Here is a 26,443-nt window from a genome sequence, read left to right as displayed (position 1 = left end):
CAATGAGCAAGGAACTGTTGCTGGTAGTCGACGCAGTCGCCAACGAGAAGGGCGTGCCGCGTGAAGTGATCTTCGATGCCATCGAGGCCGCCCTGGCCTCGGCAGCGAAGAAGCGCTATCCCGACGAGGAAGTGCTGACACGCGTGGTCATTGACCACAAGGATGGCAGCTATGAGACCTTCCGCCGCTGGGAAGTGGTGGCCGATGACGTGGTCATGGAATCGCCGGATCGCCAGATCCGCCTGATGGATGCCGTCGACGAAGCCGAAGGCGTAGATGTCGGCGACTACATCGAAGAGCAGATCGAAAACCCGGATTTCGGCCGCATCGCCGCCCAGGCTGCCAAGCAGGTAATCGTGCAGCGCGTGCGCGAAGCCGAGCGCCAGCAGGTCGTGGACGCATGGAAGGACCGCGTTGGCGAGCTGATCACCGGTGTGGTCAAGCGCGCCGAGCGCGGCAACATCTATGTCGACCTTGGCGGCAACGCCGAAGGCTTCATTCCGAAGGACAAGGGCATTCCGCGCGACGTGCTGCGCGCCGGTGACCGCGTGCGCGGCTACCTGGCCGAAGTGCGCTCGGAGCCGCGTGGCCCGCAGCTGTTCATCAGCCGCGCCGCCCCGGAATTCATGATCGAGCTGTTCAAGCTGGAAGTGCCGGAAGTCGGCCAGGGCCTGGTGGAAATCAAGGCCTGTGCCCGTGATCCGGGTGACCGCGCCAAGATCGCCGTGCTCGCCCACGACCAGCGCACCGATCCGATCGGCGCCTGCATCGGCATGCGCGGTTCGCGCGTGCAGGCCGTGTCCAACGAGCTCAATGGCGAGCGCGTGGACATCGTGCTGTGGAACGATAACCCGGCCAACTTCGTCATTAATGCGATGGCGCCGGCCGAAGTGCAGTCGATCATCGTCGATGAAGACAAGCATTCGATGGACCTGGCCGTTGCCGAAGACCGCCTGGCCCAGGCGATCGGCAAGGGCGGCCAGAACGTGCGCCTGGCCAGCCGCCTGACCGGCTGGCAGCTCAACGTGATGACCCAGGACCAGGTCACCGCAAAGTCGGAGGCCGAGCAGGCTTCGGCCCGCCAGCTGTTCATGGACAAGCTGGAAGTGGACGAGGAAATCGCCGGCATCCTGGTCAGTGAAGGCTTCGGCACCGTCGAGGAAATCGCATATGTACCGGTCGGCGAACTGCTGGCCGTGGAAGGTTTCGACGAAGACATCGTCGAAGAGCTGCGCGCTCGTGCCCGCGATGCGCTGCTCAATGAGGCCCTGGCAGTCGAGGAAGGCCTTGAAGACGGCCAGCCGGCGCAGGACCTGCTGTCCCTGAAGGGCATGGACGAAGCCACCGCGTATGCGCTGGCCGGCCACGGCGTGCGCACCAGCGAGGAGTTGTCCGACCTGGCCGCCGACGAGGTCATGGACTTCGGCATCGAAGGACTGGATCAGGCGCGCGCCGCTGCGCTGATCCTGGCCGCCCGTGCCGAGGAGATCGCCCGACTGGAACGCGGCGAATGAGCCGGCAATGAACAGGGCCCTGAGCCGCTCAGGGCGTAGAATCCGCGCCACCTCCACATGCGGGGGGGCGCCCACAAGATCATAGGATCCGAATGTCGCAGCAAACCACCATCCGCAAGCTTGCCGAACTGGTCAACACGCCGGTCGAAAAACTGCTGGAACAGCTGGCCGGTGCCGGCATGAAGTTCAGCGGTCCCGACCAGGTCGTGACCAGCTCCGAGAAGGTAAAGCTCCTGGGCTTCCTTCGTCGTTCGCACGGCAAGCCCGAGCAGGCCCCGGAAGAGACCGATCAGTCTGCAAAGAAGATCACGCTCAACCGCCGGAAGCAGCAGGAAGTGACGGTCAATTCCGGTCGTAGCAAGACGACCGTGAATGTCGAGGTGCGCCAGAAGCGTACCTACGTCAAGGATGGTGCTCGCGCCATGACTCCGGACGAAGAGCGCGCCGACATCCTGCGCAAGCTGGAAGAGTCGCGTGCCCGCAACCTTGCCGAACAGCAGGCCCTGGCCGAGAAGGATCGTCTGCGCGACGAGGCCATCGTCCGTGCCCGTGAGGAAGAGGTTGCCGCCAAGGAGCGTGCTGAAGCCGAGAAGAAGGCTGCCGAGGAGGCTGCGGCTGCTGCCAAGGCTGCCGAGGCGCTGGCTGCCAGCAAGCCCAAGGTACGCGCTCCGATCGACGAAACCGCGCCGCGCCCGCCGCGCGCCCCGGCTGCCGCCCCGGCTGCGCCGCGTGGTGCTCCGCCGCCGCCGCCGCGCAGCGACGACCGCAACAACCGCAGCGCGCCGCGCAACGAGCGTGGCCCGGGCGACCGTTTCGCCGGCCAGATGCATCTGTCGGCTGCCGACCGTGCGCGTCGTGGCAACAGCAACAACAGCAACAACCGTGGTCGTCCGGGTGGCCGCAACCAGAGCGGTGGCCGTCGCGACACGTCGCGTGGTGGCAACAACGCTGGTCCGCACGCCTTCGAACGTCCGACCGCGCCGGTGGTGCGTGAAGTGGCGATCGGCGAGACCATCACCGTGGCCGACCTGGCGCAGAAGCTCGCGCTGAAGGGTGGCGAGGTGGTGAAGGCGCTGTTCAAGATGGGCGTGATGGCCACCATCACCCAGTCCATCGACCATGACACCGCCGCGCTGGTCACCGAAGAGCTGGGGCACAAGGCCATCCGTGCCAACGACAACGATGCCGAAGACGCACTGCTCGCCTCCGCTGGCGAGAACCAGGGCGAAGCCGTGCAGCGTCCGCCGGTGGTCACCATCATGGGCCACGTCGACCACGGCAAGACCTCGCTGCTGGATTACATCCGCCGTACCAAGGTCGCCACCGGCGAAGCCGGCGGCATCACCCAGCACATCGGTGCCTACCACGTCGATACGCCGAAGGGCGTCATCAGCTTCCTGGATACCCCGGGCCACGCCGCGTTCACCTCGATGCGTGCCCGCGGTGCCAAGCTGACCGACATCGTGGTGCTGGTGGTTGCAGCCGACGACGGCGTCATGCCGCAGACCAAGGAAGCGATCCAGCACGCCCGTTCGGCGGGTGTGCCGCTGATCGTGGCCATCAACAAGATCGACAAGTCCGGTGCCGACCCGATGCGGGTCAAGAACGAACTGCTCTCCGAGCAGGTCGTGGCCGAAGACTTCGGTGGTGACATCCAGATGGTGGAGATCTCGGCCAAGACCGGCCTGGGCATCGACGACCTGCTGGACGCGGTGTCGGTGCAGGCCGAACTGCTGGAACTGAAGGCCGTCGACGAAGGCCGCGCCAATGGTGTGGTCATCGAATCCTCGCTGGACAAGGGCCGCGGCCCGGTCGCGACGGTGCTGGTGCAGCAGGGCCGCCTGAAGAAGGGCGACTACCTGGTGTGCGGCATCCAGTACGGCCGCGTGCGTGCCCTGTTCGACGAAACCGGCAAGCAGCCGGAGTTCGCCGGGCCGTCCATCCCGGTACAGGTCCTGGGCCTGTCCGGCGTGCCGGAAGCCGGTGACGACTTCGTCGTCGTCGACGACGAGCGCCTGGCCAAGGACGTTGCCCAGCAGCGTGAAACCAAGCGCCGTGAATCGCGCCTGGTCGCCACCGCTGGCAGCCGCATGGAAGACATCATGGCGACCCTGGGCAAGGGCGAGGGCCAGCAGGTCCTCAACCTGGTCATCAAGGCCGACGTGCAGGGTTCGGTGCAGGCACTGAGCCAGGCACTGGTCGCGCTGTCCAACGAAGACATCCGGATCAACGTGATCCACTCCGGCGTGGGCGGCATCACCGAGTCGGACGCCAATTCGGCGGCCGCTTCGAAGGCCACCGTCATCGGCTTCAATGTGCGTGCGGATGCTTCGGCCCGCCGCATCATCGAATCCAACGGCGTGGACCTGCGTTACTTCTCGATCATCTATGACGTGATCGATCAGGTGAAGCAGGTGGCCTCCGGTCTGCTGGGCGTCGAGATCCGCGAAGAGATCATCGGTATCGCCGAGGTCCGCGACGTGTTCCGCAGCTCCAAGCTGGGCGCCGTGGCCGGCAGCATGGTCATCGAGGGCGTGGTCAAGCGCAACAAGCCGATCCGCGTCCTGCGCGACAGCGTGGTGATCTTCGAAGGCGAGCTGGAATCGCTGCGCCGCTTCAAGGAAAACGTCGAGGAAGTCCGCAACGGTACCGAATGCGGTATCGCGGTGAAGGCCTACAACGACGTCAAGCCGGGTGACCAGATCGAGTGCTTCGAGCGTATTGAAGTGCCGCGCACCCTGTAATGCTGTGCAGTGGCCCGACCAACGGTCGGGCCCTACCATGATGTAGAACCCGACCAACGGTCGGGTACCATGTAGTAGCGCCCGACCGTTGGTCGGGCGACCATTGAATCAAGAGTAGCGCCCGACCGTTGGTCGGGCGACAACTGAACCAAGAGTCCCTCGTGCCCAAGACTTTCCACCGAACCGACCGTGTCTCCGCCCAGCTGCGTCGTGAACTCGGCACCCTGGTGCACAACGCCGTGCGCGAGCATGGGTTGCCCTCGGTGAGCGTGTCCGACGTGGAAATCACCCGCGACATGGCCCATGCCAAGGTGTTCGTCACCGCACTGATGCCCGAGCGTTCGGCCGAAGCCGTCGCCGGCCTGAAGGAGCTGGGCTATCGCCTGCGCATGGACCTGGCCCGGGCGATGAAGCTGCGCCACGTGCCGGAGCTGCATTTCCACTACGACGACTCGGTCGATCGCGGTGAGCATATCGACAACATCCTGCGCGACCTACCCGATACGCTGGCCGCGGAGAAGCGTCGCGAAGGCGACGACGAATAACCGCGCGACGCCGGGCATGCCCGGCGTTGTTGCATTCCGGCAACGTGATGTCTGATGCAGACCGCGCTGCGCGCTCGCCGGGCATGGCCCGGCGCTACCCGTACCTGTCATGACCCGAATTCAGTTCCGCCGCCTGGATGGCATCCTGCTGCTCGACAAGTCCGCCGGCATGAGCTCCAACGCCGCACTGCAGGTGGCCCGCCGCCTGTTCCGTGCCGAGAAGGGCGGCCACACCGGCAGCCTCGATCCGTTGGCCACCGGCCTGCTGCCGCTGTGCTTCGGCGAGGCGACCAAGATCGCCGGCCTGCTGCTGGGCTCGGCCAAGGCCTATGACGCCGGGATCGTGCTCGGCCAGACCACCGACACCGACGATGCCGAGGGCCAGGTGCTGCTGCAGCGCCCGGTGCCGCAGATCAGTGCCGAGGCGCTGCAGGCCGCGCTGGCGCCGCTGACCGGCAGCATCCGCCAGCGCGCCCCGATCTATTCGGCGCTGAAGCAGGGCGGTGAACCGCTGTATGTGAAGGCCCGCCGCGGGGATGACATCGAGGCGCCCGAGCGCGAGGTCCAGGTCCATGCCATCGAGGTGCTGGAGCAGCAGCCGGAGCAGTTGCGCCTGCGCGTGACCTGCGGTTCGGGCACCTACATCCGCAGCCTGGCCCGTGACCTCGGTGAAAGCCTGGGCTGCGGTGCCCATATCAGTGCACTGCGCCGGCTCTGGGTCGAGCCCTTCCACCAGCCGGCCATGGTCACCCTGGACCAGCTGCGGGCGATGGTCGAGGCGGGCGACGAGGCCCGCATGGACGCGCTGCTGCTGCCTCTGGCGGCCGGCCTGGCTGAATACCCGCGGGTTGAGCTGGATGCCGACCAGGTCCACCGCTTCTGTGTCGGCCAGCGCCAGCGCGATCCCTCCTGGCCACGCGGGCTGGTTGCCGTGTTTGGTCCGGACGCGGTTGTCCAGGGGCTGGGCCAGGTCGATGACAGCGGGCTGCTGGCGCCGCAGCGTCGTTTCAACCTCTGACCCGGGCAGGCCGGTTCAGCCCCGGACCTTGTCCCGGAGGCCCCTGGCCGTTACAATTTCGCGGCCGTTTTCCGGCAGCCTGCCTTGCGCAGGTTTCATCCTCGTAGTCCACGGCGAGCCTGGCGGTGCGCGAAGCGCGTTCCTGCCGGCCACGCATCACTGAGAAAAAAGAAATGTCGATCGACACCCAGAAGGTCATTGAAGACAACAAGCGCAGCTCGGCTGACACCGGCTCCCCGGAAGTCCAGGTTGCACTGCTGACCGCCCGCATCGAACTGCTGACCGGCCACTTCAAGACCCACAAGAAGGACCACCACAGCCGCCGCGGCCTGCTGCAGATGGTCAACCGCCGTCGCAGCCTGCTCGACTACCTGAAGAAGAAGGACGTCGAGCGTTACAAGGCCCTGATCGAGAAGCTTGGCCTGCGTCGCTAAGCAACGAATCCCCCGCGGCGCAGCGATGCGCCGCGGTTTTGTTTTGTAGCACCGCAATCCCCGATTCAGGCCGGAACGATCCGGTCACCCGCTGGCGGCAAGGGTCGCCGACGGTCCAATTCGCAGACAGCATCCCCAAGGACATCCATCCGTGGCAAAAATCACCAAAACCTTCCAGTACGGCAAGCACACCGTCACGCTTGAGACTGGCGAAATCGCCCGCCAGGCCGGTGGCGCCGTCATCGTCAAGTTCGACGACACCGTGCTGCTGGTCTCCGCCGTTGCCGCCAAGAGCGCGCGTGAGGGCCAGGACTTCTTCCCGCTGACCTGCGACTATCAGGAGAAGTTCTACGCCGGTGGCCGCATCCCGGGTGGCTTCTTCAAGCGCGAAGGCCGCGCGACCGAGAAGGAAACCCTGATCTCGCGCCTGATCGATCGTCCGATCCGTCCGCTGTTCCCGGAAGACTACAAGAACGAAGTCCAGATCATCGCCACGGTGATGTCGCTGAACCCGGAGATCGACGGTGACATCCCGGCGCTGATCGGTGCTTCGGCCGCGCTGTCGCTGGCCGGTACCCCGTTCAAGGGCCCGATCGCTGCCGCCAAGGTCGGTTACAAGGACGGTGAGTACATCCTCAACCCGACCGTGTCCGAGCTGAAGGAATCGCAGCTGGAGCTGGTCGTTGCCGGTACCGCCAACGCCGTGCTGATGGTGGAATCCGAAGCCGCGCTGCTGTCCGAAGACGTGATGCTGGGCGCCGTGACCTTCGGTCACCGCGAAATGCAGAAGGTCATCAACGCCATCAACGAGCTGACCGTCGAAGCCGGCACCAAGCCGTCGACCTGGGAAGCCCCGGCCAAGAACACCGCGCTGATCAGCGCCGTGCAGGAAGCGGTCGGCCCGCGCCTGGGCGAAGCCTTCCAGGTGCGTGACAAGCTGCAGCGCCGTGACGCCATCTCGGCGATCAAGAAGGACGTGGTCGAGTCGCTGGCCGGCCGCGTTGCCGCCGAAGGTTGGAACCCGGCCGAACTGTCGAAGGAATTCGGCGAGCTGGAATACAGCACCATGCGCAACTCGGTGCTGGACACCAAGGTCCGCATCGACGGCCGTGCGCTGGACACCGTCCGCCCGATCGCGGTGAAGACCAGCGTGCTGCCGCGTACCCACGGTTCCTCGCTGTTCACCCGTGGCGAGACCCAGGCCATCGTGACCATCACCCTGGGCACCGCCCGTGATGGCCAGGTCATCGATGCCGTCTCCGGTGAGTACAAGGAAAACTTCCTGTTCCACTACAACTTCCCCCCCTACTCGGTGGGTGAGACCGGCCGCATGATGGGCCCGAAGCGTCGCGAGATCGGTCACGGCCGTCTGGCCAAGCGCGGCGTGCTGGCAGTGATGCCGTCGCTGGAGTCGTTCCCGTACACCATCCGCGTTGTCTCGGAAATCACCGAGTCGAACGGTTCCTCGTCGATGGCCTCGGTCTGCGGTTCGTCGCTGGCCCTGATGGACGCCGGCGTGCCGGTGAAGGCACCGGTTGCCGGTATCGCCATGGGCCTGGTCAAGGAAGGCGATCGCTTCGTCGTCCTGTCCGACATCCTGGGTGACGAAGATCACCTGGGCGACATGGACTTCAAGGTGGCCGGTACCGCTGAGGGCATCTCCGCCCTGCAGATGGACATCAAGATCGAAGGCATCACCGAAGAGATCATGAAGCAGGCTCTGCAGCAGGCCAAGGCTGGCCGTCTGCACATCCTGGGCGAAATGGCCCACGGCCTGACCGCTCCGCGCGAAGAGCTGTCGGACTACGCGCCGCGTCTGCTGACCATCAAGATCCACCCGGACAAGATCCGCGAAGTGATCGGCAAGGGTGGTTCGACCATCCAGGCCATCACCAAGGAAACCGGCACCCAGATCGACATCCAGGATGACGGCACCATCGTCATCGCTTCGGTCAATGCCATCGCTGCGCAGGCCGCCAAGGCCCGCATCGAGCAGATCACCTCGGACGTCGAGCCGGGCCGCATCTACGAAGGCAAGGTCGCCAAGATCATGGACTTCGGTGCGTTCGTCACCATCCTGCCGGGCAAGGATGGCCTGGTGCACGTGTCGCAGATCTCCAGCGACCGCGTCGAGAAGGTCGGCGACGTGCTGAAGGAAGGCGATGTGGTCAAGGTCAAGGTGCTGGAAGTCGACAAGCAGGGCCGTATCCGCCTGTCGATGAAGGCCGTTGAAGAAGGCGAAGGCGCCAGCGCCGAATAATCGGCATTGCCGATTGTGCGGTGGGTGAGGACCGTTGGTCCTCACGCTTTCGCAGATGAAAAAGCGGGCTTCGGCCCGCTTTTTCTTTGCCTGGAATCCTGTGGGTGAGGACCGTTGGTCCTTGCACTTACGCGCTTTCTTCCTCTTCCCCCAGCCACCAGACCTGGCCTGGCTTCGGGTCGCTCATCGGGTGCTCGCGCTGTTCGATGGCCTCCAGCACCCGGCCAGCGCCGGCCGCCGTCCACACCGCCATCAACTTCTCCACCGCAGCCCGGCCTTGTGCGGCAATACCGAGGTTGCGATCGCGTACCCAGCCTTCGTCGTCATCTGCGTCGCCATCATCATGCTGGTGCGGCGTGCCATAGCTGCAGCGCAGGCAGAGGTGGCGCACCGAATGGGTCCAGTCCTCGACCAGGCCGATGCCGGGCAGGCTCAGCGCCCGCAGCGCGGTGATGTCCTCGGCCGCATCGCATTGCACGAATACCGCATAGGTGGCCATGTCCGATTGCTGCAGGCGTTGCATGGCATTGAACACCGGTACCTGGCGCTCACCGTAGAGGCGTTGCCCAGTGGAGGCACCGTCGTGCAGCACGATGTCGCCGAAGCGGAATCCGCTCTCGGGCAACGGCACGTTCTCTACCCGTGCACGCACCGGGTCCAGCCGGCGCATGTAGACGGTTTCGCCACTTGACCACGGATTCAGGCGCACACAGGCGACGCCGAAATTGCCTTCGATCGGGCCTTCACCTTCCGGCAAGGCGATGCCGCATCGGGCCCACTGCCTGCGTGCTTCCGCCCAGTCACCCGCGCCGGTGGCGGCAATGCCGGCATTCCACGCGGTGGCCTGGTCGAACGCGTCGCGCAGCCGTTCCGAGCACAGGTTGTCCCGCAGCGATGCCGGCCAGTCGCGCAGGTATTTGTGAGCCAACCCGCGCATGTAGTGCAGGTGGGGGATGCCAGGGGTCAGTTCGACCAGCTCGCCGAACAGGTCGGCTGCATCGGGCAGGTCGCCCTCGTCGAACGCTGCATAGGCGCGCGCTTCCAGTGCCTGCAGTTTCTCCAGGGTCTCGTCGTCAAGCAGTTCGCCATCTGCGTCGTGGTCTGCGGTCATGTCCGTGCGCCGGTAAAAATCCAGCGACACCATAGCCCAGGCAGGCCGCATGTTGTCCTGCAGCGACGTGCTTTCGACATGGGTTGGCCAGGCCCGTGGCAGCTTGCAACGGCCGGTGCCTGTCCACGGGACGACATGCGCGGACATCCATGCCGCTGCCGCTTCTGTTTGCTAACGTGGCTGCGCCTTTGACCCGGGAGTTCCCATGTTCCGCCAGACCGTGGCCGTTCTTGCCGTGCTGATTGCCGGTGCCTTGCCCATCGCCGCGCACGCCGCGCCGGCGCAGCCGCCGATCTTCGGTGCCTACTACCCCGGTGGTTCGGTCGAGCGCTACCCGGTGTCGAGCATTCCGGCCGAGCGCCTGACCCATCTGTTCTATGCGTTCTCCACCATCGAGGACGGGCGCTGCACGATCGGTGCGGAAGCGCCGAAGAATTTCGCTGCACTGGCTGAGCTGAAAAAGGCGCACCCGCACCTGCGCACGCTGATTTCGATCGGTGGCTGGGGCGCCGGCGGATTCTCCGATGCAGCGTTGAACGAGGCCAGCCGCAAGCGCCTGGTCGACTCGTGCATGGCGCTGTTCTTCGAGCGCCATGCTGGAAGCTTCGACGGTGTCGACATCGACTGGGAGTTCCCGGTCAGTGGCGGGCCGAAGGAGCTGGCACACCGCCCGCAGGATCGCGCCAACCTGACCCGGCTTGCGCAGGCCTTCCGCGTGGCCCTTGATGCGCGCGGCCGCAAGGCGGGCCAGCCGATGCTGCTGACTGCTGCGCTGGCCGCCGGCCGCCTGCAGACCGACGGCCCCTACGATCCCGCGGCGAGCTACGACCTGCCGGCGCTGGCCAGGCTGTTCGATTTCATCAACCTGATGAGCTACGACATGGGCACCGGCTTCTCGGCGGTGTCGACCTTCAACGCGCCGCTGCATGAGGTGCCAGCCGATCCGCTGGCGCCGGAACTGCGGCGCTGGAACAACGTGGCCGGCGCGGTGCAGTACTACCGTGAGCACGGCGTACCGGCCGACAAGCTGGTGCTGGGCGTGCCGTTCTACGGACGCGGCTTCAAGGTCACCGGCGAGGCTGCCGACGGGTTGTACCAGGCCTACAGCGCCCCGGCCGATGCCGGTGACTGGCGGGTGATCAAGGCGCGCTATCTCGACCAGCCCGGCTGGACGAAGCACTGGCAGCCGCAGGCGCAGAGCCCCTGGCTGTACAACGCGGAGCAGAAGGTCTTCATCAGCTACGAAGACCCGCGTTCGATCGGGCTGCGTGCGCAGTTCGCCCGTGAGCAGGGCCTGGCCGGGGTGTTCATGTGGGAGCTGACCGGCGACGACGAGCAGGCCAGCCTGCTCAACGCCATGCTCGGCCCGTGGCAGAAGGCCCGCATCGGCGATTGACCGCTTCGGTAGCGCCGGGCCGTGCCCGGCGTTGGCTCAATCGGCCCAGACGCTGTTCGGATCGCCGTGGCGGGCACGGCGCTGGCTGGCCACCGCCAGGCGGGCGAAGCCGAAGGCCATGGCCAGCGCGATCGCATCGACCCAGAACAGCGGCCAGTGGCCGCGTGCGGCCGCGCGCCACAGCCAGTCACCATTGAGCGCGCCGTGCACGACCGGCACCAGCGCGGTACTGATCGCTGCGGCCCACAGCAGCTCGCGTGCGGCCTGTGCCGGGCGTCGCAGCGCCGCCCACAACGCGCACAACACCCAGCTGCCGAAGCAGGCCCAGCGGATGCCCTGGTCGACCGCGGACGGTGCCCACCGCTCCAGCACCAAAGCGGTGACGAAGGCGACCGAGATCGCTACGCAGAGGCCGATGCAGACGCCGACCGTGGCCCGCGCCATGTTCACCCCGGCACGCGGCTGCTGCGGCTGGCGGCGCTTGCGCCGCGACTCGATCCACAACAGGTTGCCGGAGTAGAACAGGAAGGCACCGCCGAGGCCGAGCAGGAAGTACAGCCAGACCACCACGCCGTTGCCGAATTCGCCGAAGTGCAGCGCGTAGGCGGCGCTGAGCGTGGCGTGGTTTGCGTCGCGCTGGCCCGGCAGCTGCGAGGCCAGAACGTTGCCGGTGGTCACGTCCAGCGCCACCGCGCCAAGTGGGCCGAGCGTGCCGGTGGATTCGCCGGTGATCTCGATGGTGGCATTGGCATCGCCGGCGTTGGCCAGCTTCAGGTAGGCCGGCTCGAAGTTGGCCACGCCTTGTGCACGGGCGACTTCAAGCGCGCGTGCATGCAGCACGCGCAGGCTGCCCGGCGGCGCCGGGATGCCGGTGGCGTCGCGCACCGGCGCGGTGTCCATCGCCGTCGGCACCGCCTGCAGGGCCTTGCCGTCGTAGATCAACGGGTTGAGCAGGGCCATCTGCACGAACACCAGGCAGAGCAGGGCACCGGTCACCGCGAACATCAGATGGAAGGGCAGGCTGAGCACGCCGATCACGTTGTGCGCGTCCTGCCACAGCTGCTTCAGGTTGCGGCCGGGGCGCAGTGCGAACAGGTCACCGAACAGCTTCGGCAGGTGGATCACCAGGCCGCTGAGCAGGGCCATGCCATACAGGAGGCTGACGATGCCCATCACGTAGATGCCGGCCACCGGCAGGCCGAGGCTGTAATGCAGTTCGTTGACCAGTTCGGCCAGCCCGGTCTGCGGCGGCGTCGGGCTGCCGGCGATCTGCCCTGGCCAGGCGTAGCGCCAGCTGCCGTCATCGGCCTGCCAGTAGGCCAGTGGCTGCGGGTGTTCGGTGCCAGGGAAGGTCATGCCGACGTGGCGGCGCGCTTCCGGATGCGCGGCAAGCACGTCTTCCAGCAGGTACTGCGCGTCGTCCAGGCCGGCCGGCAATGCGCTGGCTGCACCCGGGGTCTGCCATAGCGGCAGGTCGTGGTGGAACAGGGTCAGTGCACCGGCATAGAAGGCTACGAACAGGCCGAAGCCGGCGACCAGGCCGACCCAGGTGTGCAGGGTGGTGAATGTGCGCAGGGTCTGCGAACTGAACTTCATGCGGCGGGTCTCATTGCACCGCGCCGGTGAGGCGCAGCAGCGCGAGCACGGCGAAGCCGGCGGCGCCACTGCCCGCCAGCACCAGCCAGGCGCGCAGCGCGCTGCGGAAACTGAACGCCCACAGGGCGGCCAGCATCCACAGCGGGATGAAGGTGATCAGGCTGGGCACCAGCGCGTTCTGCCATGGCCCGGGCGGCAACCAGGTCACCAGTCCGGTCGCGGCGGCGGCCAGGAGGAAGCCGGCCACGATGCCGGCGAAGGCGCGCGGCCACATCACGGCGACTCCGTGCCGGGGCGATGCCAGGCGGCCAGTGCCGGCAGCAGCATCGCCGCCAGCATCCAGGTGCACAGCATCGCCACCAGGCCGGCGGCAAAACCGAGCTCGGCCATCCACAGCCACAGCGCGGCAGCGGCGGCGACCAGGCCGATCTGCCGCCCGAGGCGGCCGGCACGGCGCAGGCGCGGCCAGCGGCAGTGTGGCGAGGCGGCATAGAACGCCAGCGCCGAGAACATCGCCGCCAGCATGCCCAGGCTGCAGAAGCCGAGCGTGGAAAGGCCGACGGTGATCATTGCGCGCGACCTGCGCGGCTGCAGGCTGGCGAACGCGGGGCACGGGCGGGGCCGGCGGGAGCCGGTCGGAGCGGGTGGCGCATCACGGGGTCCTGGGGGAAAGCGGGCAGGCTGGCACGGGGCGACCTGCGCCGACATGGTAATCATTGCAATTTGACGCCGCCAGCGAAGCCCATTCAGCGGGCCGTACGGTAGCCCTTGGGCTTTCCCGTGCGCTGGTTTAAGATCATTGTTGAATCCTCACTGGAACAAGGTGGCCCGCGCCCAGCGCCGGCCGAGCGTGCGACATGAGCACTACCACCGCCCACTGTTGACCTGCCCCCGAAGGCCCGAGTTCCCGGCGCCCTCGCGGCGCTTTTTTATTGCCCGGGCGCTGGCCCGGAACCGCTTTCCAGCCCGCCCGCGCGGGCCCCGCACGAAGCCACTGCGATGATCAACATTACTCTTCCCGACGGCAGCCGCCGCGAATTCGAAAACCCCGTCAGCGTCATGGACGTTGCCCAGTCGATCGGTGCCGGCCTGGCTAAGGCCACCATCGCCGGTTCGGTCGATGGCGTGCTGGTCGATGCCAGCGACGTCATCGACCACGATGCCAGCCTGCGCATCATCACTGCCAAGGACGAGGAGGGCGTGGAGATCATCCGCCACTCCAGCGCCCATCTGGTTGGCCATGCGGTCAAGCAGCTGTACCCGGACGTGAAGATGGTGATCGGCCCGGTGATTGCCGAGGGCTTCTACTACGACATCTACTCCGAGCGCCCGTTCACCCCGGAAGACATGGCGGCGATCGAGAAGCGCATGGGCGAGCTGATCGCCCAGGACTACGACGTCATCAAGAAGGTGACGCCGCGCGCCGAAGTGATCGAGATCTTCAAGGCCCGTGGCGAGGACTACAAGCTGCGCCTGATCGAGGACATGTCCGACGACATCCAGGCCATGGGCATGTACTACCACCAGGAGTACGTGGACATGTGCCGTGGCCCGCACGTGCCGAACACGCGCTTCCTGAAGGCCTTCAAGCTGACCCGCATCTCTGGTGCCTACTGGCGTGGTGACGCGCAGAACGAACAGCTGCAGCGCATCTACGGCACTGCCTGGGCCGACAAGAAGCAGCTCGAGGCGTACATCAAGCGCATCGAAGAAGCGGAAATGCGCGATCACCGCCGCATCGGCAAGCAGCAGGACCTGTTCCACCTGCAGGAAGAGGCACCGGGCCTGGTGTTCTGGCACCCGAAGGGCTGGGCGCTGTGGCAGGTGGTCGAGCAGTACATGCGCAAGGTCTACCGCAAGACCGGCTACGGCGAAGTGCGCTGCCCGCAGATCCTGGACGTGAGCCTGTGGCAGAAATCCGGTCACTGGGACAACTACCAGGACGCGATGTTCTTCACCGAATCGGAGAAGCGTACCTATGCGCTCAAGCCGATGAACTGCCCCGGCCACGTGCAGGTGTTCAATCAGGGCCTGCACAGCTACCGCGATCTGCCGATCCGTTACGGTGAGTTCGGTGCCTGCCACCGCAACGAGCCGTCCGGCGCGCTGCACGGCATCCTGCGCGTGCGTGGCTTCACCCAGGACGACGGCCACGTGTTCTGCACCGAGAACCAGGTCGAGGCGGAAGTGACCGCGTTCCACCAGCAGGCGCTGGCGGTTTACCAGCACTTCGGCTTCGATGAGATCCAGGTCAAGATCGCGCTGCGCCCGGAATCGCGCCTGGGCGATGACGCAACCTGGGACAAGGCCGAGGGCGCGCTGCGCTCGGCCCTGTCCAGCAACGGCGTGGAGTGGCAGGAGCTGCCGGGCGAGGGCGCTTTCTATGGCCCGAAGATCGAGTACCACCTGAAGGACGCCATCGGCCGTACCTGGCAGCTGGGCACGATGCAGGTCGACTTCATGATGCCCGGCCGCCTCGGCGCCGAGTACGTGGACGAGAACAGCCAGAAGAAGCACCCGGTCATGCTGCACCGGGCCATCGTCGGCTCGATGGAGCGCTTCCTGGGCATCCTGATCGAGCACCATGCCGGCCAGTTCCCGGCCTGGCTGGCTCCGACCCAGGTGGTGGTGGCCAATATCACCGACGCCCAGGCTGAATACGTCTCGGACGTGACCAAAACCCTTGCGGATCAAGGCTTCCGCGTCAGCGCGGATTTGCGTAACGAGAAGATCGGCTATAAGATTCGCGAGCACACGCTGCAGCGCGTGCCGTACCTGCTGGTCATTGGTGACCGCGAGAAGGAAAACGGCGCTGTGGCGGTGCGTACGCGTTCTGGCGAAGATCTCGGCAGCATGAGCCTCCAGGCCTTCATCGAGCGGCTCCAGGCCGAGGGCGCGTAAGCAAAGGTCCGGCCCGTGCGCATTGGCGCCCGGGCCGGGTTCGACACCCTTGGGAGATCGCAATATCAGTACCCCTGACAACAAACAGAACCGCAAGAATCAGGAAATCCGTGTGCCGCGCGTCCGCGTGATCGGCAGCGACGGAGAAATGATCGGCGTGTTGACGCGTGACGAAGCGTTGTCCATGGCCGAAGATGAAGGCCTGGACCTGGTCGAGATCCAGCCGCAGGCCGACCCGCCGGTCTGCAAGATCATGGACTTCGGCAAGTTCAAGTTCGAAGCGCAGAAGAAGGCCAGCGAGGCCAAGAAGAAGACCAAGCAGGTCGAGATCAAGGAAGTGAAGTTCCGTCCGGTCACGGACGAGGGCGACTACCAGATCAAGCTGCGCAAGATGCGCGGTTTCCTTGAAGAAGGCGACAAGATCAAGGTCAACATCCGTTTCCGTGGCCGTGAAATGAGCCACCAGGAACTGGGTCGCGAAATGGCCAACCGGATCGAGACCGATCTGGGCGAGGACATCGTCATTGAATCCCGTCCGCGCCTGGAAGGGCGTCAGATGGTGATGATGATCGCGCCGAAGAAGAAGACCTGAGGCCTGACGGGCTGCCTTCCGGGGCGCCTGGCGGCTGAATGGAAAGGTGAAAGGACGCCGCTGGCGTCCTTTTGCCTTTGTGCGGGCGGCACGGCCGCCGGCGATGTGAAGACGGGCGTGAAAAGGGCAGCAGGGGCTGGTGATGGTCCCGATTTGCCTGTATCATGCCCGGCTCGACCCACCCAGGACGGGTCGTACGCCGATCATGGCAGGATGGAAAGAGCGGCCCAGGCCGCCGCCAGATCAGTCAGAAACCAGGGTCATATCCCATCAAGGACATTGCAATGCCCAAGATCAAGACCAACCGGGCAGCGGCCAAGCGTTTCCGCAAGACCGCCTCGGGCAAGTACAAGTGCGGCCACGCCAACCGTAGCCACATCCTCACGAAGAAAGCGACCAAGCGTAAGCGTAATCTGCGTCAGACGGGCCATGTCCGTGCAGAAGACGCCGGCCGTCTGGACCGCATGCTCCCTTACCTCTGAGGAACTGAAAAATGGCACGAGTTAAGCGTGGCGTACAGGCGCGTCGCCGCCACAAGAAAATTCTGGATCTCGCCAAGGGCTATTACAACGCCCGTCGCAAGGTCTTCCGCGTTGCCAAGCAGGCGGTCATCAAGGCACAGCAGTACGCCTACATCGGCCGTAAGCAGAAGAAGCGCAACTTCCGTTCGCTGTGGATCACCCGCATCAATGCGGCTGCCCGCATCAATGGTCTGAGCTACAGCCGCTTCATGAACGGTCTGCTGAAGGCCGGCATCACCCTGGATCGCAAGGTCCTGGCTGACATCGCCGTGCACGACGCAGCCGGCTTTACCGCACTGGCCGAAAAGGCCAAGGGCGCGCTGGCGGCATAAGTCCTTCCCGATGCCGTAACCGTTCCTCGGAACGGTGTCAGGTCAAGGCAATGCATGGGGAAGGGCGCAAGTCCTTCCCCATTCTTTTTTGGGTCCCGGCGTGGCCACAGCGGCAGCGCGGGGACGGCGGTGGCGACAGGGGTCGGCCCTTCGCGTATCGCGATGGCAGATCGACTGGAGTTCCGGCCCCCCATGAGCGACATCCAATCCCTCACCACCCAGGCGCTGGCCGATGTGGCCGCCGCACAGAGCCCCGACGTGCTGGAACAGCTGCGCGTGGCCCTGCTTGGCAAGAGCGGCAGCATCACTTCGCAGCTCAAGCAGCTCGGCGCGTTGCCGGCTGACGAGCGCAAGGCTGCCGGTGAAGCCATCAACCAGGCCCGCGACGCGCTGAGTCACGCGCTGGGCGAGCGTAAGGCGGTATTGGAAGATGCCGCACTGGACGCGCGCCTGGCCGCCGAATCGATCGACATCACCCTGCCGGGCCGCAGCGCCGAGCGCGCTGGCCTGCATCCGATCACCCGCACCCTTGAGCGCATCACCGGCATCTTCGGCCGGCTGGGCTACGAGCTGTCGGAAGGGCCGGAGATCGAGGATGACTGGCACAACTTCGAGGCGCTGAACTTCCCGCCGCACCACCCGGCGCGCGCCATGCACGACACCTTCTACTTCGGCGACGGCCGTCTGCTGCGCACGCACACCTCCGGTGTGCAGGTGCGCTACATGGGCGACCACGCGCCGCCGCTGCGCATGATTGCCGCCGGCAAGGTGTACCGCAGCGACAGCGACCAGACCCATTCGCCGATGTTCCACCAGGTGGAAGGCCTGCTGGTCGATGAGCATTCGACCTTCGCCGACCTGAAGGGCACGCTGGCCGAGTTCGTGCGCGCGTTCTTCGAGCGCGATTTCGAAATGCGTTTCCGCCCCAGCTACTTCCCGTTCGTTGAACCCGGCGCGGAAGTGGACATCGCCTGGCAGCAGCCCGATGGCAGCACCCGCTGGCTGGAAGTGCTCGGCTGCGGCATGGTCCATCCGAACGTGCTGCGCAACGTCGGCATCGATCCGGAGCGCTACACCGGCTTTGCCTTCGGCATGGGCGTGGAGCGCTTCGCGATGCTGCGCTATGGCGTCAACGACCTGCGCGCGTTCTTCGAGAACGACGTGCGCTTCCTGAAACAGTTCGCGTAAACCACCAGGTAGCGCCGGGCCATGCCCGGCGGACTCAACAACGCAGGCCCAGGCGCATGCGCCGGGCCCACCAGGGTGACACCATGAAATTCTCCGAAAACTGGCTGCGCAGCCACGTCCCGACCACTGCATCGCGCGAAGAACTGAGCGCGGTGCTGACGGCCATCGGCCTGGAAGTGGAAGAAGTGACCGCGCTGGGCGAAGGCCTTGATCACGTGGTTGTGGCACGCATCGTCGAAGCGGTGCGCCACCCGGAAGCCGACCGCCTGCAGGTGTGCAGGGTCGATGCCGGGCAGGGCGAACTGCTGCAGATCGTCTGCGGTGCGCCTAACGCACGCCCGGGCCTGGTCGCGCCGCTGGCGATGGTCGGTGCGCAGATCGGTGAGCTGAAGATCAAGCCGGCCAAGCTGCGCGGCGTGGAGTCCAACGGCATGCTGTGCTCGGCCAAGGAGCTGGGCCTGGACAACGATGCCTCCGGCTTGCTGGAACTGCCGGACGACGCGCCGGTCGGCCAGACCCTGGTCGAGTACCTGAGCCTGCCGGACGCCAGCATCGAGATCAAGCTGACCCCGAACCGCGCCGACTGCTTCAGCCTGCGCGGTATCGCCTACGACGTCGCCGCGGCCACCCGCAGCGACGTGCTGGATTTCACCGCCGAGGCGATTCCCGCGGTCGGCAGCCGTGAGCTGGCCATCCAGCTCGATGCCGGCGCCGAGGCGCCGCGCTACCTCGGTCGTGTCATCGAAGGCGTCAACGCCGCCGCCAGGACGCCGCTGTGGATGGCCGAGCGCCTGCGCCGCAGTGGTGTGCGCCCGGTCTCGCTGCTGGTCGACATCACCCAGTACGTGATGCTGGAGCTGGGCCAGCCGATGCACGCCTATGACCTCGGTACTCTGCAGGGCAGCATCGCCGTGCGCCGTTCGCGCGCCGGCGAGAGCCTGAAGCTGCTGGACGGCCGCGATGCTGCGCTGGACGACAGCTTCCTGGTGATCACCGACGCCGATCGTGCGGTCGGTCTGGCCGGCCTGATGGGCGGCTTCGACACCCGAGTCACCGATACCACCACCGCCGTGTTCCTGGAGGCCGCGCACTTCGCGCCGGCCGCGATCATGGGCCGTGGCCGCAAGCTGGGCCTGCACACCGATGCCGGCCACCGCTTCGAGCGTGGTGTCGACCCGGCACTGCCGCGTACCGCCATCGAGTACGCCACCCGCCTGGTGCTGGACCTGGCCGGCGGTACCCCGGCGCCGGTCACCGAGGCCGTGCGCGCCGACGACCTGCCGAAGCCGGCGACGATCATGCTGCGTCGCGCCCGCATCACCCGCGTGCTCGGCATCACCATCGAAGACGCTGAGGTCGAGCGCATCCTGCGCGCGCTGGGCATGGACGTGGTTGCCACCGCCGACGGCTGGCAGGTCACGGCGCCGAGCCGCCGCTTCGACATCGCCATCGAAGAAGACCTGATCGAAGAGTTGGCCCGCATCCACGGCTACGAGCAGATTCCGACCACGCTGCCGGGCGGTGCCTCGCGCGTGGCGATGCCGAGCGAGACTCAGCTGGACGCGCTGAGCGTGCGTCGCCAGTTGGTCGCCCGTGATCAGCAGGAAACCGTCAACTTCGCCTTCGTCGACGATGCGCTGCTGACCCAGTGGCAGCTGCGCGACAACCTGGTGCCGCTGGCCAACCCGCTGTCGGCCGAACTGGCGGTGATGCGCCCGTCGCTGCTGCCGGGCCTGGTCGCCACGCTCGGTCGCAACGCTGCCCGCCAGCTGGGTCGCGTGCGCCTGTTCGAGATCGGCCGCGTGTTCGCCCAGCAGGTTGGTGATGGCCAGCCGGCACCGCTGGAAACCCCGCGCGTGGCCGCTGCGGTCTGCGGTGAAGCGCAGGCGGTGCAGTGGGGCCTGCCGACCCGCAAGGTCGATTTCCATGACCTGAAGGGCGACCTGGAATCGCTGGCCGCCGCCAGTGGCGCGGTCCTGGAGTTCCGCCCCTCGGACCGTGCCTACGGTCACCCGGCGCGTTCGGCCGAGGTGTTCCGCGACGGCGTGGCGATCGGCTGGATCGGCCAGATCCACCCGCGCCTGGCCAAGGCGATGGACATCGAAGCCGACGTCTATGCCTTTGAACTGGACCTGGAGCCGCTGTCCGCCCGCCGCCTGCCGCGTGCCGGCGAGCTGTCGCGCTTCCCCGCAGTGCGCCGCGACCTGGCGTTCCTGGTGCCTGAGCAGGTGGCCTGGGCCGAGCTGGCGGCGACTGTCCGCCAGGCTGCCGGTCCACTGCTGCGCGACCTGAACCTGTTCGACCGCTATGTCGGGCAGGGCGTCGAGCCGGGATTCAAGAGTCTCGCTATGGGCTTGATTTTGCAGGACAAGTCGCGCACTCTGACGGACCGCGACGTGGATGCGGTAGTGGCCGAGGCGGTCACTGCCATCGAGCGTGAACACCACGCCCGGATCCGCGGCTGAGCGGGCAGCACTCGGGGGTAGCAGGCAATGGCATTGACCAAGGCGGAGATGGCGGAAAAGCTGTTCGACGAAGTCGGTCTGAACAAGCGGGAAGCCAAGGAATTCGTCGACGCGTTTTTCGATGTGCTGCGTGAAGCATTGGAACAGGGACGTCAGGTGAAGCTGTCGGGCTTCGGCAATTTCGATCTGCGGCGCAAGAACCAGCGCCCGGGTCGCAACCCCAAGACCGGCGAGGAAATTCCGATTTCCGCCCGTACGGTGGTCACCTTCCGTCCGGGCCAGAAGCTCAAGGAGAGGGTGGAAGCTTATGCTGGATCCGGGCAGTAACCGCGAACTACCGCCGATCCCGGCCAAGCGCTACTTCACCATCGGTGAGGTCAGCGAGCTGTGCGACGTCAAGCCGCACGTCCTGCGCTACTGGGAAACCGAGTTTCCCAGCCTTGAGCCGGCCAAGCGCCGAGGCAACCGCCGCTACTACCAGCGCCACGACGTGCTGATGGTGCGGCAGATCCGCAGCCTGCTGTACGAACAGGGCTACACCATCGGTGGTGCACGCCTGCGTCTGGATGGCCCCGATGCCCGCGAGGAATCGGCGCTGAGCAACCAGATCATCAAGCAGGTGCGCATGGAGCTGGAAGAAGTGCTGCAGTTGCTGCGCCGCTGACCCCATTTCCATCGTAATCCGCTATACTTCACGGCCCGCTGCACTGGCGGGCACATCGCAGCATCAGTCGGGGCGTAGCGCAGCCTGGTAGCGCATCTGCCTGGGGGGCAGAGGGTCGTCGGTTCGAATCCGGCCGTCCCGACCACTGTGATGAATCAAGAAGCCTGCGCAGCAATGCGTGGGCTTTTTTGTGCGTGCGGCAGAGCCGATCATGCACCCGCGAAGCGGTAGATCAGCTCCGCGTCGCCTTCGTCCAATCCGTGCACGATGCCGCTGTCGATGAAGCCCGACGCAGCGAGTAGGCGCTGCATGCCGATGTTTGAGGCATTGGTCGAGGTGAACAGTTTGCGCCGGCCGTGTAGTGCGATGGCCTGGCGCAGCAGTGCGGTACCGATGCCCTGGCCGCGCTGTGCGTGCGCCACCATCAGCATTTCGACGAAGGCTTCGCCGAAGAAGTGGTGATGGATGACCAGGTAGCCGACGACCTTGCCGTTCTGCTCGGCAACCTGCACGCCGCCGCGTGCCAGCCAATCGCCGATCTGCAGGGCCCGGCCTGGATCGATGGCGGCCACGCTGTCGAGCGCAATCAAGGCATCGGCGTCCTGGATGCTGCCGTCACGCAGGTGTGCGGAGTGGGAAGTCCGGCTCATCGCGGGCGCAGCTGCAGCAACAAGCCGCCGCCCGACACAAAGCAGGCGAGCAGGACGGCGATCGACAGCGGCAGGTGGAATTCATCGCGACCGAACAGGGCAAACGCCAGATGGATCAGCGCCGTGCCAATACCGAGTGCGCCACAAACCAGCGCATGGCCGCGCGCCGACGATGTGCCCAGCAGGGTCTGGCGATAACCCCAAAGCACGAAGCCGATCGCAAGCAGGTTGAACAGCAGGAAGCCCTGGATGCCGCCGGGCACATGGAACATGGCCCATTCCTGCCAGAACGCAGCGTCGATCTGATGCAGGATCAACGCCAACAGCGTCGCCAGATACCACCGTTCCATGTCGCGCTCCCTGCCATGTACAGGCCATAGTCTATCGGCTCTGTCCCGCACGCATGCCTACTCGCCGCAGCCAGCGCGTGCTCGGCAGTCAATACACCCGGAACTCGGCACGGCAACCGTCGCTGACCCACACGCCGCGGCGGTCCCAGCCCCAGTTGCGATCCTCGATGCAGGTCGTCACCGACTTCTGTTTGACCAGGCGCACGTCGCGACGAACACGGATGCGGCATTCCTTTTCCTTCTTTTCATAGGACTCGCAGACCAGGCGTTCGCCGTCATCGTCGCGGTCCCGGCCGCGCCCGGGCCAGCGTCCGCGCCCGTAGCCGTCGGCGACGAACTCGGCGCGGCAGCCGTCGGTCACCCACAGCATGCGACGGCTCTGGCCCCAATTCCTGTCCTCGACGCAGCGGGTGACCGAGAGCTGCTTTGCCAGGCGCATGCGGCCCTCGATCGGGCACTGCTGGGTCTTGTTGAACTGGGATTCGCAGCGCAGCACGGGAATGTGATCGGCGTCGTAGTCCTGGGCGGCCACGGCAGTAGCGGCCAACAACAGGGCAAGGGCGGTACCGGCGATCGGCAGCAGCAGGCGATGGGTCATGGGGAGTCTCGGGTGGGGAACGGGCGGCAAGAATGGCCCAGCCCGGGGCTGCCGGAACGGATCGTTCCGGCGATGGCTCAGTGGGGATTTAGTAGTGCGCACGAGCCCATGCAGGGGCTTACATCCCGTATCATCGCTGCACATCCGATCGCATCGGTTTACACCCTCTTACATGTCTCCCACGCCGGTCGGCACAGCCTGTGGCTGTTGTCACTGGCATGCGGCCGGCGCGTGGAGGACGATGCGCGGACCACGACGACCACAGGGGGTTGCGTTGATCAGCAGTACCGTCATTCATCGCTCGGCCGACGCAGGTGGCGCCGAGGTGCGAGTCCTGGACACCACGTTCAAGGGCAAGCATGTGTTCATTGCCTGGGGCCTGCGCGGGCCGGAACTGACCCGCAGCGCGGACCCGGCTGCCACCGTGGCCGCACGCAAGGCGCTGCACGCGGTTGCCGGCCACAGCGAGGGGCCGCGCAGCCCGGAAGTGTTCATCGCCAACCAGTCAGCGGTGGCGATCACGGTCTATCGCCTGCTTACCGAGGCGCGCTCCGGCGATGCCATCTTCTTCCTGTGCGATTCACAGGCGGTGGTCGAGTGGCTGATCACCGCGCTGGAAGTGCAGGGCGCGGACTGATTCCGCGCTGCATCGCAGGCAGGATCAGGCCAGTGCCGCGTCCACCGCGGCCCGCGCATGCAGGGTGGTGGTGTCGAACAGCGGCACTGCGCTGTCCTCGTCGCGCACCAGCAGCATGATCTCGGTGCAGCCGAGGATGATCGCTTCGGCACCGCGTTCGACCAGGCGTGCGATCACGTCGACATAGACCTGTCGCGAGCGATCACTGACCACGCCGGCGATCAGTTCCTGGTAGATGATGTCGTGCACGCTGCGACGATCATCGGCATCTGGGACCAGTACCTCCAGGCCGAAGCGATCCTGCAGCCGGCCGCGGTAGAAGTCCTGTTCCATGGTGAAGGCGGTGCCGAGCAGGCCCACCCTGCGCATGCCCGACTGCACGATGGCCTGAGCGGTGGGGTCGGCGATATGCAGCAGCGGCAGTGGGCAGACCGCCTCGATGCGGTCGGCCAGCTTGTGCATGGTGTTGGTGCAGATCAACAGCAGATCGGCGCCACCGGCCTGCAGGCGCCGTGCAGCGTCGGCCATATGGTCGCCCAGCGCATTCCAGTCGCCTTCATGCTGCAGCTGCTTGATGTCGGCGAAGTCCACCGACCACAGCAGCAGCTGCGCCGAATGTGCGCCACCGAGGCGCTGCCGCACGTCCTCGTTGATGAGCCGGTAATACTGCGCCGAGCTTTCCCAGCTCATGCCGCCGATCAGGCCAAGGGTCTTCATGCACAGCTCCATGCCGGGGAGCCGTCATTGCAGCACAGCCGATGCGGGAGTTGCACTACACATTAGTGGCTGCTAATGTGTTTGTCATGATCGAGAACGCCCTCTTCAAAGCGCTGGCCGACCCCACCCGCCGCCACATCTTCGAAAAGCTGGCCGAGGGCGGGCAGCATGCCAGCGCGCTGCGCGAGGGCATGGCGATCAGCCAGTCTGCGATGTCCCAGCACCTGGCGGTGCTGCGCGATGCCGGGCTGGTGAGCGAACAGCGCCAAGGCCGCTTTGTCCACTACCAGGTCGATCCGCGCGGGCTGGCGCACATCGGCAACTGGCTGCAGCGCTACCGGGCCTACTGGCCCGCGCGGATGGATGCCTTGCAGGATCTGCTGAAGGAGATGGACTGATGGACGATGTTCTGCACGAAGCGGCTCCCGCGTTGGTGATGGAGCAGTGGCTGCCAGCGCCACCGGAACGGGTCTGGCGTGCACTGTTCGATCCGGCACTTCGTGAGCGCTGGTTGCCGGCGGCCGATCTTGCCGATCCGCAGCCCTGCCTGTGCGAGGAGGGGCGGGAGCTGGGGTTTCGCCTGCGCGATGCGCAGCCTCCGCATCTGCACAGCCTGGTGTGTTTCCAGCTGCGCGCGGATGACGGTGGGGGGACGGTGCTGACCATCGTGCATCGGCTCACCGACCTGCGCGCGTTGCTGCCGTTGGCCGCCAACGACGATCATCGCACCATGATGCGCGCGGCCTGAGGCGGCGCCTGGATCAAACGCAACAGGGAGCAGGCACATGCGGGACAGAATGCAGCTGATACCGATGGTGGTGGAACGCAGCGAGCGCGGTGAGCGCTCCTATGACATCTACTCGCGGCTCCTGCGTGAGCGCATCATCTTTCTCAACGGCGAAGTCGATGACACTGTGTCGGCGCTGGTCTGCGCGCAGCTGCTGTTCCTGGAATCGGAAAACCCGGAGAAGCCGATCCATCTGTACATCAACTCGCCGGGTGGGGTGATCTCCAGCGGCCTGGCGATGTACGACACCATGCAATACATCGCGGCCCCGGTGCATACGCTGTGCATGGGCACCGCGCGGTCGATGGGTTCGTTCCTGCTGATGGCCGGCGAGCCCGGTCACCGCGCGGCGTTGGCCAATGCCAGCCTGCATGTGCACCAGCCGCTGGGCGGGGTGCAGGGCCAGGCGTCGGACATCTTCATCCACGCCGAGGAAATGCAGCGCACCAAGCAGCGCATCACCCGGCTGTATGCGCAGCATTGCGGACGCAGTGTCGGGGAGGTCGAGCAGACCCTGGACCGCGATCGTTTCATGAGTGCCGAGCAGGCATGCGAATGGGGCTTGATCGACCAGGTACTGTTACGGCGCGACGCGCTCGCGGCCTGAGCCTGCCTCTGTAACCACCGCATCCATGCTGCGCTGTGTGTGCCGCGCCAGGCCGGCGCACTCTATGCTGGTGGGATCTTCTGAAGTGGATGTCCGATATGGCCCTGCATACCTGGTGGTGGTTCCTCGCCACGGTGTTCGTTCTGTGTGGTACGCCGGGGCCGAACATGCTGCATATCCTCGGTCGCAGCGTCGGGCTCGGCTTTCGCGGCAGCGTGCCGGCGATGGCTGGCTGCCTGCTGGCGATGCTGCTGGTGCTGGCGGCCTCCGCAGCAGGCCTGAGTGCGCTGCTGCATTCCTCGCCGATGCTGTTTGAGGTGCTGCGCTATCTTGGCGTGGCCTATCTGGCCTGGCTGGGCCTGAAGGCATGGCGTGACAGTTGCCGGCCGGCACCACCGGTGACGGTCGATGCCGCGCTGCCGATTGCGGCGTCGCTGGGCGCGTGGAAGGTGTTCCGTGGTGGCCTTCTGGTGGGCCTGAGCAATCCCAAGCTGCTGCTGTTCGCTGCGGCGTTCCTGCCGCAGTTCGTCGACCCGTCGCGTGGCCAGGCGCTGCAGTACAGCGTGCTGGTTGCCACCTTCGCTGCCTGCGAGTTGTTCTGGTACGTGATGTATGCCGCCGGTGGCCATGGCCTGCGCCGTTGGTTGGCCAAACCTTTCGCGCGGCGCTGGTTCGAGCGGCTGGTGGGCAGCGTGTTCCTGGCCTTCGCGGTGGCCCTGCTGCGTTTCCGCCCGCGCTGATTCACGCCGCGCACGCGGCCTGTTCACGACTGCCGCATCGGCTACGCCCTAGCCTGATCATCCAGTACGCAGTCCC

At 66.0% G+C, this 26,443-nt stretch carries 28 protein-coding genes and 1 tRNA gene; 21 read left to right on the top strand and 8 right to left on the bottom strand.

The features are described from left to right. Positions 1–2 precede the first annotated feature (2 nt). The 6 genes from nusA (at position 3) to pnp (ending at position 8,515) form a co-directional block, all read left to right on the top strand. Complete coding sequence (nusA, locus tag AC0Z6F_RS10380) at positions 3–1,514, top strand: transcription termination factor NusA (RefSeq protein WP_006381058.1); 1,512 nt, start codon at positions 3–5, stop codon at positions 1,512–1,514. A gap of 92 nt (positions 1,515–1,606) precedes the next feature. Next, positions 1,607–4,258 carry a translation initiation factor IF-2 gene (gene infB / locus AC0Z6F_RS10375; RefSeq protein ID WP_485617145.1) on the top strand — a complete coding sequence of 884 codons (2,652 nt, stop codon included), beginning with the start codon at positions 1,607–1,609 and terminating at the stop codon, positions 4,256–4,258. A gap of 161 nt (positions 4,259–4,419) precedes the next feature. Further along, positions 4,420–4,803, top strand: a complete 384-nt coding sequence (rbfA, locus tag AC0Z6F_RS10370) for a 30S ribosome-binding factor RbfA (RefSeq protein WP_012511702.1) — start codon at positions 4,420–4,422, stop codon at positions 4,801–4,803. Between the two features lie 109 nt (positions 4,804–4,912). Further along, on the top strand, positions 4,913–5,821 hold the full coding sequence (gene truB / locus AC0Z6F_RS10365; protein ID WP_006381016.1) for a tRNA pseudouridine(55) synthase TruB: 909 nt from the start codon (positions 4,913–4,915) through the stop codon (positions 5,819–5,821). Positions 5,822–5,994: 173 nt separating this feature from the next. Next, positions 5,995–6,255: a 30S ribosomal protein S15 gene (gene rpsO / locus AC0Z6F_RS10360; protein WP_005410445.1), complete on the top strand. Its 261-nt coding sequence runs from the start codon at positions 5,995–5,997 to the stop codon at positions 6,253–6,255. A gap of 151 nt (positions 6,256–6,406) precedes the next feature. Beyond that, positions 6,407–8,515, top strand: a complete 2,109-nt coding sequence (gene pnp, locus AC0Z6F_RS10355) for a polyribonucleotide nucleotidyltransferase (protein ID WP_012511700.1) — start codon at positions 6,407–6,409, stop codon at positions 8,513–8,515. Between the two features lie 127 nt (positions 8,516–8,642). Here the strand turns inward: pnp and AC0Z6F_RS10350 are convergent, their stop codons facing one another. Then, the gene (locus tag AC0Z6F_RS10350; protein WP_050767051.1) at positions 8,643–9,626 is read right to left on the bottom strand and encodes a tetratricopeptide repeat protein; all 984 of its coding nucleotides are present in this window, start codon (positions 9,624–9,626) and stop codon (positions 8,643–8,645) included. Between the two features lie 205 nt (positions 9,627–9,831). On the opposite strand from AC0Z6F_RS10350, the gene AC0Z6F_RS10345 reads away from it, so the two are divergent. Beyond that, the gene (locus tag AC0Z6F_RS10345) at positions 9,832–11,022 is read left to right on the top strand and encodes a glycoside hydrolase family 18 protein (RefSeq protein ID WP_485617146.1); all 1,191 of its coding nucleotides are present in this window, start codon (positions 9,832–9,834) and stop codon (positions 11,020–11,022) included. Between the two features lie 36 nt (positions 11,023–11,058). On the opposite strand, the gene AC0Z6F_RS10340 is transcribed toward AC0Z6F_RS10345, so the two are convergent. The 3 genes from AC0Z6F_RS10340 to AC0Z6F_RS10330 are packed head-to-tail and all read right to left on the bottom strand — an operon-like array spanning position 11,059 to position 13,188. After that, complete coding sequence (locus AC0Z6F_RS10340; protein WP_485617147.1) at positions 11,059–12,618, bottom strand: PepSY-associated TM helix domain-containing protein; 1,560 nt, start codon at positions 12,616–12,618, stop codon at positions 11,059–11,061. Positions 12,619–12,628: 10 nt separating this feature from the next. Then, positions 12,629–12,892 carry a hypothetical protein gene (locus AC0Z6F_RS10335; protein WP_012511696.1) on the bottom strand — a complete coding sequence of 88 codons (264 nt, stop codon included), beginning with the start codon at positions 12,890–12,892 and terminating at the stop codon, positions 12,629–12,631. Beyond that, positions 12,892–13,188 carry a hypothetical protein gene (locus AC0Z6F_RS10330; RefSeq protein WP_005410439.1) on the bottom strand — a complete coding sequence of 99 codons (297 nt, stop codon included), beginning with the start codon at positions 13,186–13,188 and terminating at the stop codon, positions 12,892–12,894. Before AC0Z6F_RS10330 ends, AC0Z6F_RS10335 begins: the two co-directional genes overlap by 1 nt. Positions 13,189–13,617: 429 nt before the next feature. Here AC0Z6F_RS10330 and thrS point away from each other — a divergent pair, with 429 nt between their 5' ends. The 9 genes from thrS to AC0Z6F_RS10285 all read left to right on the top strand — a co-directional run bounded on the left by thrS (position 13,618) and on the right by AC0Z6F_RS10285 (position 21,426). Next, entirely contained in the window at positions 13,618–15,519 is a 1,902-nt protein-coding gene (gene thrS, locus AC0Z6F_RS10325) for a threonine--tRNA ligase (RefSeq protein ID WP_012511695.1), read from the top strand. 49 nt (positions 15,520–15,568) lie between these two features. Further along, entirely contained in the window at positions 15,569–16,111 is a 543-nt protein-coding gene (infC, locus tag AC0Z6F_RS10320; RefSeq protein WP_006380763.1) for a translation initiation factor IF-3, read from the top strand. 284 nt (positions 16,112–16,395) lie between these two features. After that, positions 16,396–16,593 (top strand): 50S ribosomal protein L35, encoded by a 198-nt coding sequence (gene rpmI / locus AC0Z6F_RS10315; RefSeq protein ID WP_005410436.1) that lies wholly within the window; start codon positions 16,396–16,398, stop codon positions 16,591–16,593. An 11-nt stretch (positions 16,594–16,604) separates the two neighbouring features. Then, positions 16,605–16,964, top strand: a complete 360-nt coding sequence (gene rplT / locus AC0Z6F_RS10310; RefSeq protein ID WP_006380762.1) for a 50S ribosomal protein L20 — start codon at positions 16,605–16,607, stop codon at positions 16,962–16,964. 192 nt (positions 16,965–17,156) lie between these two features. Continuing rightward, on the top strand, positions 17,157–18,152 hold the full coding sequence (locus tag AC0Z6F_RS10305) for a phenylalanine--tRNA ligase subunit alpha (protein WP_012511694.1): 996 nt from the start codon (positions 17,157–17,159) through the stop codon (positions 18,150–18,152). An 83-nt stretch (positions 18,153–18,235) separates the two neighbouring features. Beyond that, positions 18,236–20,617 carry a phenylalanine--tRNA ligase subunit beta gene (gene pheT, locus AC0Z6F_RS10300; protein ID WP_485617148.1) on the top strand — a complete coding sequence of 794 codons (2,382 nt, stop codon included), beginning with the start codon at positions 18,236–18,238 and terminating at the stop codon, positions 20,615–20,617. Between the two features lie 27 nt (positions 20,618–20,644). Next, positions 20,645–20,944 (top strand): integration host factor subunit alpha, encoded by a 300-nt coding sequence (locus tag AC0Z6F_RS10295; protein WP_005410432.1) that lies wholly within the window; start codon positions 20,645–20,647, stop codon positions 20,942–20,944. Then, positions 20,925–21,281 (top strand): MerR family transcriptional regulator, encoded by a 357-nt coding sequence (locus AC0Z6F_RS10290; protein WP_005410431.1) that lies wholly within the window; start codon positions 20,925–20,927, stop codon positions 21,279–21,281. Before AC0Z6F_RS10295 ends, AC0Z6F_RS10290 begins: the two co-directional genes overlap by 20 nt. A 68-nt stretch (positions 21,282–21,349) precedes the next feature. After that, positions 21,350–21,426 (top strand) — tRNA-Pro (locus tag AC0Z6F_RS10285). Between the two features lie 64 nt (positions 21,427–21,490). On the opposite strand, the gene AC0Z6F_RS10280 is transcribed toward AC0Z6F_RS10285, so the two are convergent. The 3 genes from AC0Z6F_RS10280 to AC0Z6F_RS10270 form a co-directional block, all read right to left on the bottom strand. Beyond that, positions 21,491–21,931, bottom strand: coding sequence for a GNAT family N-acetyltransferase (locus AC0Z6F_RS10280; RefSeq protein ID WP_100469077.1), 441 nt, complete (start codon positions 21,929–21,931; stop codon positions 21,491–21,493). Beyond that, complete coding sequence (locus AC0Z6F_RS10275) at positions 21,928–22,281, bottom strand: DUF6713 family protein (RefSeq protein ID WP_100435045.1); 354 nt, start codon at positions 22,279–22,281, stop codon at positions 21,928–21,930. The genes AC0Z6F_RS10280 and AC0Z6F_RS10275 overlap by 4 nt, the downstream gene beginning before the upstream one ends. Positions 22,282–22,369: 88 nt before the next feature. Then, positions 22,370–22,879, bottom strand: a complete 510-nt coding sequence (locus AC0Z6F_RS10270) for a DUF3011 domain-containing protein (RefSeq protein ID WP_485617149.1) — start codon at positions 22,877–22,879, stop codon at positions 22,370–22,372. Positions 22,880–23,120: 241 nt separating this feature from the next. Between AC0Z6F_RS10270 and AC0Z6F_RS10265 the strand changes: the two genes are divergently transcribed. Beyond that, positions 23,121–23,516 (top strand): hypothetical protein, encoded by a 396-nt coding sequence (locus AC0Z6F_RS10265; protein ID WP_012511691.1) that lies wholly within the window; start codon positions 23,121–23,123, stop codon positions 23,514–23,516. Between the two features lie 24 nt (positions 23,517–23,540). Here the strand turns inward: AC0Z6F_RS10265 and AC0Z6F_RS10260 are convergent, their stop codons facing one another. Then, entirely contained in the window at positions 23,541–24,233 is a 693-nt protein-coding gene (locus AC0Z6F_RS10260) for an aspartate/glutamate racemase family protein (RefSeq protein WP_006380560.1), read from the bottom strand. Between the two features lie 86 nt (positions 24,234–24,319). Here AC0Z6F_RS10260 and AC0Z6F_RS10255 point away from each other — a divergent pair, with 86 nt between their 5' ends. The 4 genes from AC0Z6F_RS10255 to AC0Z6F_RS10240 all read left to right on the top strand — a co-directional run bounded on the left by AC0Z6F_RS10255 (position 24,320) and on the right by AC0Z6F_RS10240 (position 26,367). Beyond that, a complete protein-coding gene (locus AC0Z6F_RS10255; RefSeq protein WP_032128664.1) occupies positions 24,320–24,631 on the top strand; it encodes an ArsR/SmtB family transcription factor in 312 nt (103 codons plus the stop codon). Beyond that, on the top strand, positions 24,631–24,981 hold the full coding sequence (locus AC0Z6F_RS10250; protein WP_100469071.1) for an SRPBCC family protein: 351 nt from the start codon (positions 24,631–24,633) through the stop codon (positions 24,979–24,981). The genes AC0Z6F_RS10255 and AC0Z6F_RS10250 overlap by 1 nt, the downstream gene beginning before the upstream one ends. Before the next feature lie 37 nt (positions 24,982–25,018). After that, entirely contained in the window at positions 25,019–25,627 is a 609-nt protein-coding gene (locus AC0Z6F_RS10245; RefSeq protein ID WP_100435041.1) for an ATP-dependent Clp protease proteolytic subunit, read from the top strand. A gap of 98 nt (positions 25,628–25,725) precedes the next feature. After that, on the top strand, positions 25,726–26,367 hold the full coding sequence (locus AC0Z6F_RS10240) for a LysE family translocator (protein WP_100435040.1): 642 nt from the start codon (positions 25,726–25,728) through the stop codon (positions 26,365–26,367). Positions 26,368–26,443 lie beyond the last annotated feature (76 nt).

The sequence above is a fragment of the Stenotrophomonas sp. 1L-E-5-B-C3 genome (genome assembly GCF_057292075.1).
The sequence above is the reverse complement of the archived record's forward strand: the minus strand, read 5'-3'. Positions and strand labels throughout refer to the sequence as shown.